General features: G+C 73.7%; 4 protein-coding genes. 3 read left to right on the forward strand and 1 reads right to left on the reverse strand.

Annotated elements, in window-relative coordinates:
- Nucleotides 1–2,248 (reverse strand): ATP-binding protein (locus ECOMGDLI_RS02370; protein WP_233153275.1); only part of this gene is annotated, 2,248 nt, incomplete at its 3' end.
- A 602-nt stretch (nt 2,249–2,850) separates the two neighbouring features.
- On the opposite strand from ECOMGDLI_RS02370, the gene topA reads away from it, so the two are divergent.
- From topA to tmk, 3 genes are all read left to right on the forward strand, one after another.
- Nucleotides 2,851–5,760 (forward strand): type I DNA topoisomerase, encoded by a 2,910-nt coding sequence (topA, locus tag ECOMGDLI_RS02375; RefSeq protein ID WP_088313238.1) that lies wholly within the window; start codon nt 2,851–2,853, stop codon nt 5,758–5,760.
- A gap of 114 nt (nt 5,761–5,874) precedes the next feature.
- Complete coding sequence (locus ECOMGDLI_RS02380) at nt 5,875–6,159, forward strand: hypothetical protein (RefSeq protein WP_143447460.1); 285 nt, start codon at nt 5,875–5,877, stop codon at nt 6,157–6,159.
- 47 nt (nt 6,160–6,206) lie between these two features.
- On the forward strand, nt 6,207–8,673 hold a 2,467-nt coding region (gene tmk, locus ECOMGDLI_RS02385), incomplete at its 3' end, for a dTMP kinase (protein WP_233153276.1).

Raw genomic sequence — 8,673 nt, forward strand, 5'->3', positions numbered from 1 at the left:
TCGTCAACCTCAGCACGGCCATCGACCCCCGCGAGGACTGCCGGGTCGGCTCGGACGACGGGGACGGCACCGGGAACGGCGAGGCCGCCGGGCCGAGGCCGCCGAAGCCGTTGCTGCCGGCGGGGCCGACGACGCCGGGGCCGGCAGGGCCGGCCGGTGCGGCCGGGATGTCGCCGAAGGCGGACGGCTGGCTCTCGCCGGCGGGACCGCCCGCGACGAGGGCCGGCGGCACGATGACCTCGGCGACGGTGCCCGCGGCGTTGGCCCGCGGCGACAGCCGGACCCGGAGCCCGCCGCGCTGGGCGAGGCGGGCGACGACGAACAGACCCATCCGGGACGGCACCTGGGCGTCGAGCGTGCCCGGGGTGTTGAGGCGCGCGTTGAGCTCGGCGAGCTCGTTCGGCGGGATGCCGACGCCGGAGTCGGTGACCTCGAGGTGCAGGCCGCCGTCCGGCATGAACTGCGCCGTGAGCAGGATCGGGCTCGTCGGCGGCGAGTACATCGCCGCGTTGTCGAGGAGCTCGGCGAGCAGGTGGATGAGGCCGCCGGCGGCGGGGCCTGCGATCGCGGTGCCGCTGATCGGCTGCAGCCGGACCCGCTCGTACTGCTCCATCTCGCTCGTCGCGGCGCGGAAGATGTCCGCGACCGGCACCGGCGCGGCGCTGCGCGTGCGCACGGTCGAGCCGGCGAGCACGAGGAGGTTGTCGTTGTAGCGGCGCATCCGCGCCGCGAGGTGGTCGAGGCGGAAGAGGTTGCGGAGCTGGTCCGGGTCCTCCTCGGTGCTCTCCAGCTCGTCGATGATCGACAGCTGCTTCTCGACCATGGACTGGGAGCGGCGGGACATCGAGACGAACGCCTCGTCGATGGCCTGCCGCAGCCGCACCTGGGCGGTCGCCAGCCGCAGCGCCTCGGTCGTCAGACCGTCGACGGCCGCGGCGACCTCGAGCGTCTCGGGACCGGCCGCGGTGCCCGGCGGGAGGACGGGCGGCAGTGCCGGGACGGCGTCCGGGCCCTGCCGCTCGATCTGGCGGACGGCGGCCGGCAGCCGGACCGTCGCGGCCTCGACGGCGGCCGAGCGCAGCCGGCGCAGCGGCACCGTGACGGTCTTGGAGATCGCGGCGGCGAGCAGGATGCCGATGACGAGCATGGCCAGCGCGATGCCGACGACGAGCGCGGTGCGCAGCAGGGCGGTACGGGCGACGTCCTCGGCGATGGCGTTCGTGTCGTCGGCCATCCGGGTCAGGGCGTTGTCGATGCGCTGGACGCGCTGGCCGGCGACCTCGGAGAACTCGATCGCCTTGCCGACCCGGAAGTCCTCGCGGGGGTCGATGGCCGTGCTGAGGTTGACGATGTCGCGGCGGTACCGCTCGATCGTGTCCGCGTCCGTGCTCTGCGCCGTGTTGAGCAGCTCGATGGCGTTCGCCGTGGCGAACCGCTGGGCGATGTTCGCCTGGATCGTCTGGGTCTGGATGTAGTTCAGGTAGTTCCCGAGCGACTGGGCGGAGATCTTGTCGCCCGGCACGACCGGGGCCTTCGCGAGCAGGACGGCGCCCTCGGTGCGCTCGGACGACGCGGCGTCCGCGAGGCCGGACATCGCCGAGATCGTCGTCGCGGCGGAGGCCAGGCGGGTGTCCGCGGTCGCGGTCGTCAGGTCACGGGCGAGGGAGTTCGTCAGGCCGAGGTGGACGCGCAGCGCCCGCTGGTAGGCCGTGTCGGCGAAGCTGTAGTTCCGGTTGCTCTTGGCGTCCTTGCGGGCCTGGGCGAGGTCGACGGTGCTGTCCTGGATCTCCTTGCCGGCGAGCGTCGCGTCGGCGGACCAGCCGCCCGCGGGCGGGGACTCCAGCGAGGTGAGCAGCGCGGTGCGGGCGTCGTCGGTCTTGGCGATGAGCGTGTCGAGCCGCGCGAGGCTGTTCTTGTCCGGCCCGTTGCCGTCGGCGCCGATCGAGGCACCGACGATGGCCTGGTTGATCTCCTCCTGCAGCGCGAGGGTGGCCTCGCCCGACAGCACGATGGCCTGGGAGATCGCCTGGGCGCGGCGGGCGTCCTGCAGGTTGCCGAACGCGCTGAACGCGAGCAGGGCACCGGCCGCGAGGATGATGACGAGCGGAGGGGCCACGAGCGCCGCGAGCTTGCGGCGGATGGGCCAGCCCGACAGCCCGCGCGAGCGCGCGACGGGTCGCGACGACGGTGCGGGGACGGGCTCCGGCGGACTGGCGGCCTCGGCGATGGCCGTTCCGTGTCGCGGCACCGTGATCCTCCCTGGCCAGAGACGGCATGTCCGGTCGAAGACCCTCGGCTGACCGACCCTGGGGAGTGCGACCGTGTGCCGGGCTCCGCAGCGCTGCGACGGCCGACGGGTCGGGCGGACCTGACGAGACGTTTCGTGACACTCGTACGTGACGGACTGCGTGCGACGGACTTCGTTCGTTCACTGCATGGTGCGTATTTATGGAGCTGTGGTGCTGCTCAGCCGTGTTGCTGCGCCGACGACGGTGGCGACGCCACGACAATGCAGACCCGAGGTTACGCGCTAGCACGCCCCGCCGTGAACTGTGCGTGAGCGGCGGGCTCCCTGCTGCCGGAACATCGTTGCCCACAGGAGTTCCTCGCTAACAAAGAGTTGCCAAAATAGCCAGCAAAAAGTCGCAATTGTCCAAAAAGGTAACCCTTCGTGCTCGGCGGAAGGGTGATTCATGGCGGCCTCCGCAACGACCTCGATGCTTGTGCACGGCCCCGGCGGGGTTACCGTCGTGTGCTGCAACGGGCGATCGGGGCGTAGCCGACGGGGCCCGGGCGAGGACGCATCCCGCCCACGACATGCGGCGAGGCACCCGGAACGAGAGGTAGCGCGTGGCCACCAGCAAGGCGCCCAGCGGGCGACGGCTCGTCATCGTCGAGTCGCCCAGCAAGGCTCGCAAGATCGCCGAGTACCTCGGCGCGGGCTTCGACGTCGAGGCGAGCGTCGGCCACATCCGCGACCTGCCCCAGCCGAGCGAGCTGCCCGCCGAGCTCAAGAAGGGGCCCTTCGGCAAGTTCGCCGTGGACGTCGAGCACGGGTTCGAGCCGTACTACGTCGTCGACGCCGACAAGAAGAAGAAGGTCTCCGAGCTCAAGCGGATGCTCAAGGACGCCGACGAGCTCTTCCTCGCGACGGACGAGGACCGCGAGGGCGAGGCCATCGCGTGGCACCTGCTCCAGGTGCTCGAGCCGAAGGTCCCCGTCCGCCGGATGGTCTTCCACGAGATCACCCGCGAGGCGATCCAGCGGGCGCTCGCCGACACCCGGGCCCTCGACGAGCGTCTCGTCGACGCCCAGGAGACCCGGCGCATCCTCGACCGGCTCTACGGCTACGAGGTCTCGCCGGTCCTGTGGCGCAAGGTCCGCGCCGGGCTGTCCGCCGGCCGCGTCCAGTCCGTCGCGACCCGCCTCGTCGTCGAGCGCGAGCGTGAGCGGATGGCGTTCCGGTCCGCGTCGTACTGGGACGTCACCGGGGTCTTCGCACCGCCGTCCGACAGTGCCTTCGGCGCCAAGCTCGTGGCGCTCGACGGCACCCGGGTCGCCACCGGCCGGGACTTCGACGACCGCGGCCGGCTGACGGCCGCCGCCGCGAACGCCGCGGTCGCCCACCTCGACGAGGCCGCGACCCGCGCGCTCGTCGCGGCGATCGATGGCGCCGGGTCCGTCGTCCGCAACGTCGACGAGAAGCCGTACACCCGCAAGCCCGCGGCGCCGTTCACGACGTCCACCCTCCAGCAGGAGGCCGGCCGCAAGCTCCGGATGTCGACCCGGCAGACCATGCGCGTCGCGCAGGGGCTGTACGAGAACGGCTACATCACCTACATGCGTACCGACTCGACGAACCTGTCGGTCGAGGCGGTCACGGCCGCCCGCCGGCAGGCGACCGAGCTGTACGGCGCCGACTACGTCCCCGAGCGGCCCCGGGTCTACGCGAGCAAGGCGAAGAACGCGCAGGAGGCCCACGAGGCGATCCGCCCGGCCGGGGACTCCTTCAAGACCCCCGCCCAGGTCGCCGGCGAGCTGCGCGGCGACGAGTTCCGCCTCTACGAGCTCATCTGGAAGCGCACGGTCGCCTCGCAGATGTCCGACGCGCGCGGCTCGACCGCGTCCGTGCGGATCGGGGTGCCGGTCCCGTCGGGGTCGGTGACCCTGCCCGCCCCGGTGCTGGACGGCGTCCCCGCCCAGGGTCGCGTCGTCCGGGAGGCCGAGTTCGCGGCGTCCGGCACGGTCATCACCTTCCGCGGCTTCCTCGCCGCGTACGAGGAGGGCCGCGACGAGGACCGCAACACCGAGGCGCAGAACGACGAGCGCCGGCTGCCCGCGCTCGCGGTCGGCGACGGGCTCGACGTCCGCGACCTCACCGCGGACGGCCACGAGACCTCGCCGCCGCCGCGCTACACCGAGGCCAGCCTGGTCAAGGCGCTCGAGGAGCGCGGGATCGGCCGGCCGTCGACGTACGCCGCGACGATCTCGGTCGTCCAGGACCGCGGCTACGTGACGAGCAAGGGCAGCGCCCTGGTCCCGACGTGGCTCGCGTTCGCCGTGACCCGGCTGCTCGAGGACCACTTCGGCCGGCTCGTCGACTACGACTTCACCGCCTCCATGGAGGCCGACCTCGACCGGATCGCCGCGGGCGACGAGGACCGGGCCGCGTGGCTGTCACGGTTCTACTTCGGCCCCGGCGGTGCCGACGGTCTCGGGACGTCGTCCGCCGGCGCCGGTCCGGACGGCGGCGACGCCACGAAGTTCGACGGCGGCCTCAAGCCGCTCGTCGACAACCTCGGCGACATCGACGCGCGCGACATCAACACGGTCGTCCTCGGCGAGGGCGTCGTGCTGCGGGTCGGCCGCTACGGCCCCTACATCGAGGCCCCGGCCACCGAGGAGGGCGGCGAGCCGCGCCGCGCGAGCGTGCCGGACGACGTCGCGCCCGACGAGCTCACCGTCGCCAAGGCGCTCGAGCTGCTCGAGACGTCCGGCGACGGCGACCGGGTGCTCGGCACCGACCCGGCGACCGGGCGCGAGATCGTCGCGCGGGCCGGCCGGTTCGGCCCCTACGTCACCGAGGTGCTCGGGGACGACGCCCCGAAGAACGCCAAGCCCCGCACGGGCAGCCTCTTCAAGTCGATGGACCTGCAGACGGTCGCCCTCGACGAGGCGCTGCGGCTGCTCTCGCTGCCCCGGCTCGTCGGCACCGACCCGGAGTCGGGCGAGGAGATCACCGCGCAGAACGGCCGGTACGGGCCCTACCTCAAGAAGGGCACGGACTCGCGGTCGCTCACGGCCGAGGACCAGATCTTCGACGTGACGCTCGAGGAGGCGCTGGCGATCTACGCGCAGCCCAAGCAGCGCGGCCGGGCCGCCGCCGCGCCGCCGCTGCGCGAGCTCGGCCCGGACCCGGTGTCCGGCGGGCCGATCGTCGTCAAGGAGGGCCGCTTCGGCCCGTACGTCACCGACGGCACGTCGAACGCGACGCTGCGCAAGGGTGACGAGGTCGAGACGGTGACCCTGGAGCGCGCCGCCGAGCTGCTCGCCGAGAAGCGGGCCAAGGGGCCGTCGACCGGGCGCCGTCCGGCGAAGAAGGCCCCGGCCAAGAAGGCCGCCGCGAAGAAGACGGCGGCGGGGGAGTCGGCCCCGGCCAAGAAGGCGGTCGCGAAGAAGACGACCGCCAAGAAGGCGACCGCGAAGAAGGCGGCGGCGAAGAAGACCGCGGCCAAGAAGACGGCGGCCGCGGCGAAGTAGCCCGACCCGTGCCGGCCCGCAGACAGCCCGCGCGTGACCCGCGCGGGCTGTCGCGTCGTCCGGCCCCCGGGTTACCGTGGCGGGACGGGTGGTGCCGGCTGCGTGGGGTCGCCGATGATCACATGGGTCCGTCGTGGTGGCGGGGACGTCGACCCCTTCCGCGTGCTCGAGGTTCAGGCCGCGCTGACGCGGGTCTGCCGGGCGCTGCGCGAGGTCGAGGCGGACGACGTCCGCTTCGCCAAGGCGCACCACCTGCGGGCGCTGCGCCTGGCGTACGACGGGCTGCTCGACGAGGCCTGCCGGCTGGCCCAGGTCGCCCCGGAGGAACTGCCTGACACCGGGCCGCTACGCCGCGTCGTCGCGGAGGCCCACCTGGGGTCCCGCGGCTGGGAATGGTGACCTCTCGGGCGTGACGTGGTGTCACATCCCGCGGCTACCCTGACCCGGTGGCACGGCACACGGACGCTCCCCAGCCCGACGACGGCTCCCCCACGCCCGCGCCGCCCTCGGCCCCCGACGGGGCCGGCGCCGTGGCGGTCACCGACGGGCCGGCCGCGGGTGCGCCGTCCGCCGCCCGCCTCGGCCCCCAGGACGCCGACGACCGGGACACCGCCCCCGACCACGACGTCGCAGCCGTCCTGCGGATCACGCCGTTCCGCCGGCTCTGGATGGCGCTCGGGCTGTCGAGCTTCGGCGACTGGCTCGGCCTGCTCGCGACGGCCGCCCTCGCCAAGAACCTCGCGAGCGGGTCCTACACCGCCGAGAACTTCGCCATCGCGGGCGTCTTCATCCTCCGGCTCGCGCCCGCCGTCGTCTTCGGCCCGATCGCCGGTGCCCTCGCCGACAAGCTGAACCGGCGCTGGACGCTCGTCCTCGGTGACCTGCTCCGGTTCGTGCTCTTCGCCTCGATCCCGCTCGTCGGCACCCTGACCTGGCTCTACGTCGCGACCGTGCTCATCGAGTGCGTCGCGCTGTTCTGGATGCCCGCCAAGGACGCGACCGTCCCGAACCTCGTGCCCCGCAAGCGGCTCGAGGCGGCGAACCAGATCAGCCTCGTCGCCACCTACGGCAGCGCGCCCGTCGCGGCGCTCGTCTACTCCGGCCTCGCCCTGCTCACGGGCATCCTCGACAACTGGGTGCCGCGGCTCGTCGCGAACCCGGTCGACCTCGCGCTGTGGTTCAACGCGCTGACGTTCCTCGTCTCCGGGCTCGTCATCTGGCGCCTGGAGATCCCCCCGCGGGCCGTGCCGGCGGGGCCGTCGGCGAGCGTCCTGCGGCTCATCGTCGACGGCTGGAAGTTCGTCGGCTCGACGCCGGTCGTGCGCGGCCTCGTCCTCGGCATGCTCGGCGCCTTCGGGGCCGCCGGGTTCGTCGTCGGGCTCGCCCAGACCTTCGTCACCGACCTCGGCGCCGGCCAGCCCGGCTTCGGCGTGCTCTTCGGCGCGGTGTTCGTCGGCCTCGCGCTCGGCATGTGGACCGGCCCGCGGCTGCTCGTCGACTTCTCCCGCCGCCGGCTCTTCGGGCTCGCGCTCACCTCGGCCGGGGTGTTCCTGCTGCTCCTGGCGCTCGTGCCGAACATCGTCATGGCGGCGCTGTTCACGACGGCGCTCGGCGCCTGCGGCGGCGTCGCCTGGGTCACCGGCTACACGCTGCTCGGGCTCGAGGTGGACGACGAGGTCCGCGGCCGGACCTTCGGCTTCCTCCAGTCGGCGGCCCGGGTCGTCCTCGTCCTCGTGCTCGCGGCCGGCCCGGCGATCGCGGCCCCGGTCGGGCAGCACACCTTCACCTTCACCGACTCCTTCGAGCTGACGTACAACGGGGCGGCCTTCGTCTTCTTCGGCGCCGGCCTGCTGGCCCTCTCGATGGGTGTCGTCTCGTTCCGGCAGATGGACGACCGTCGCGGCACCCGGCTCGGGGCCGACCTGCGGCGGGCCTGGTCGGCGCGCGCCGAGGGGCCGCGCCCGCCGCGCCGGACGGCGCCCGGCTACTTCATCGCGCTCGAGGGCGGGGACGGCGCCGGCAAGTCGACGCAGTCCAAGCTGCTCGGCCAGTGGCTGCGCGACGAGCAGGGCCACGAGATCGTCCTCACCCGCGAGCCGGGGGCGACGCCGGTCGGCGTCCGGCTGCGCGACGTCCTCCTCGGGCACGAGCACACCGTCGGTGCCCGTGCCGAGGCCCTGCTGTTCGCCGCGGACCGCGCGCACCACGTCGAGACGGTCATCCGGCCGGCGCTCGAGCGCGGCGCCGTCGTCGTGACCGACCGGTACGTCGACTCCTCGGTCGCCTACCAGGGCGCCGGCCGCGAGCTCGACCCGGACGACGTCGCGCGGCTGTCCCGCTGGGCGACCGCGGGCCTCGTCCCCGACCTCACGGTCCTGCTCGACCTGCCGCCGCAGATCTCCAAGGTCCGCCGCCGCCGCGACCTCGAGCGCTCCGAGGGGGACGACGCGATCGAGGCCGAGTCGGACGCGTTCCACGAGCGGGTCCGGGAGCGCTTCCTCGACCTCGCCCGCCGGGAGCCGCACCGCTACCTCGTCATCGACGCCTCCGAGGACCGCGCCGACATCCAGGCCGCGATCCGGTCCCGGCTGCGCGACGCGTTGCCGGTGTCGGTCCGCAAGCGCGCCGAGCTCGCCGCCAAGCTCGCCGAGGAGGAGGACCAGCGGCGTCGCAAGGCGACGGCCGAGGCCGACGTCCTGCGGCTCGACCGCGAGCTGCGCGGCCGTCAGCGCGACGAGTCGCTCGCGCGCGCCGAGAAGCAGCGCCAGGTCCGCGAGGAGGTCGAGCGCCAGCTCACCGAGGAGGCCGGGGAGGGCGCGCCGTCCGGCTGGGCGCCTCTCGGCACCGGCTCCGGCGACGCCCCGGCGGCCCCGACCCGGCCCACCCCGCCGCCGACGGCGTTCCGGGTACCGA

It is taken from the genome of Kineosporia sp. R_H_3, from assembly GCF_002198675.1.
Classification (GTDB): domain Bacteria; phylum Actinomycetota; class Actinomycetes; order Actinomycetales; family Kineosporiaceae; genus R-H-3.